This is a genomic window from Alcanivorax sp. HI0083, assembly GCF_001635175.1.
Genome location: NZ_LWFX01000293.1, coordinates 1 through 1374 on the forward strand (window position 1 = coordinate 1; position 1374 = coordinate 1374).

The window sequence follows — 1374 nt, forward strand, 5'->3', positions numbered from 1 at the left end:
CCACGGATCCTTGATGCCCTTGATATTGAGTTTTGACAGGTCCTGCATGGCGTTGTCCTTTTATTCTTGACTGGCTGGTGCAGTAGAGGTGAAAGCCGGATGCTCAGGCGATAACGTTCTGCGGCGGCCCCGGATAACCGGTGCTGCGTGCCGCCTGGGGTTTCACATACCAGGCCATGAACATCGGCTGGGTCAGCCCTTTGAAAACCATGCGAGACAGGCCCCGCTCACTGGCGGACCACTGGGTCAGTGTCTGTTGCAGTTCTGCTTCGCTCTGCTCAGCAAAGCTGGCCCAGGTGCCGGTGATATACCAGCGGGCTGCGCCGAGCTGCATCAGGTCGAGAACTTCAAGCACGGCGGCACGGGTGCCGGGCATGCCGCCTTCGAGCAGGTCGTCAAAGGCTTTCATGCCGTCTTTGGCGGTGGCGCCGACGGCGGTCAGGGCCGGGCCCAGTACCGCGCCGACCAGTGGGGTCAGCAGGTCTACGTCCTGCTGGCGAAAATGGCGGTAGCCCGCAGCGGGGCCATCGTTGCTGGAGCAGCCGGTCAGCAAGGCAAGGCTGGAACCGGCGGCAAGCATGGCGCTGCCGGCAGCGCTCAGCTTGAGAAAGCTGCGGCGGTTAATTCCCTGGTCCATAGCGCACTCTTCTTTTTTTGAGTTGAAAGTAGCAAGTTGAAAGTTACAACGCGGTTGAGGTTGTTGAGTCTTGTAATGTCTGGCCCGCGATTAACGGTAATGGCGCGGGTGTGGTCGTCCCAGGACAAAGACCTTTCCCGCGCTTTTAAACTTTATACTTTGAACTTGAAACTGATCATTTCAGCATGAATTTGTCGATCATCTTGTGCATGCCACGGCCATAAGGCGGCAGGATAAACTTGGTGGCGTTGAACTTGCCCTTCTTGTAGATGCCCTTGGCCTTGGAGAAGGTCTTGAAGCCTTCCGGGCCGTGGTAGGCACCCATGCCGGATGGGCCGATGCCACCGAAGGGAATGTCGTCCACGCCCACGTGGGAGATGGTGTCGTTCAGGCAGACGCCGCCGGAGTGAGTGCTCTTGAGGACGTGGTCGCCGTTGGCCTGGTTCCAGTCGAAGTAGTACAGGGCCAGCGGACGGGGGCGCTCGTTCACGTAATCGATGGCGTCGTCCAGGGTTTTGTAAGGCACCACGATCATCAGCGGGCCGAAGATTTCGTCATGGCTGATCTGCATATCGTCGGTGGCATTGAGCACCATGGTGTGGGGCAGTTTCTGGCTGCCGCTGAAGTCTTCATTGGCCGGGTTGATCTCAATCACCTCGGCGCCCTTCTCGCGGGCTTCGCTGACGTAGCCTTGCAGCCGTTTGAGCTGGCGCTCGTTAACGATGGCCGTGTAGTCC

The 1374-nt window shown here is 58.9% G+C and carries 2 protein-coding genes; both read right to left on the bottom strand.

All coding sequences use genetic code 11. The features are described 5' to 3' along the window. Window positions 1-103: 103 nt before the first annotated feature. A complete protein-coding gene (locus A3754_RS03125; protein ID WP_063518825.1) occupies window positions 104-637 on the bottom strand; it encodes a twin-arginine translocation signal domain-containing protein in 534 nt (177 codons plus the stop codon). A 175-nt stretch (window positions 638-812) separates the two neighbouring features. Further along, on the bottom strand, window positions 813-1374 hold a 562-nt coding region (locus tag A3754_RS03130), incomplete at its 5' end, for an aldehyde dehydrogenase family protein (protein WP_156496731.1).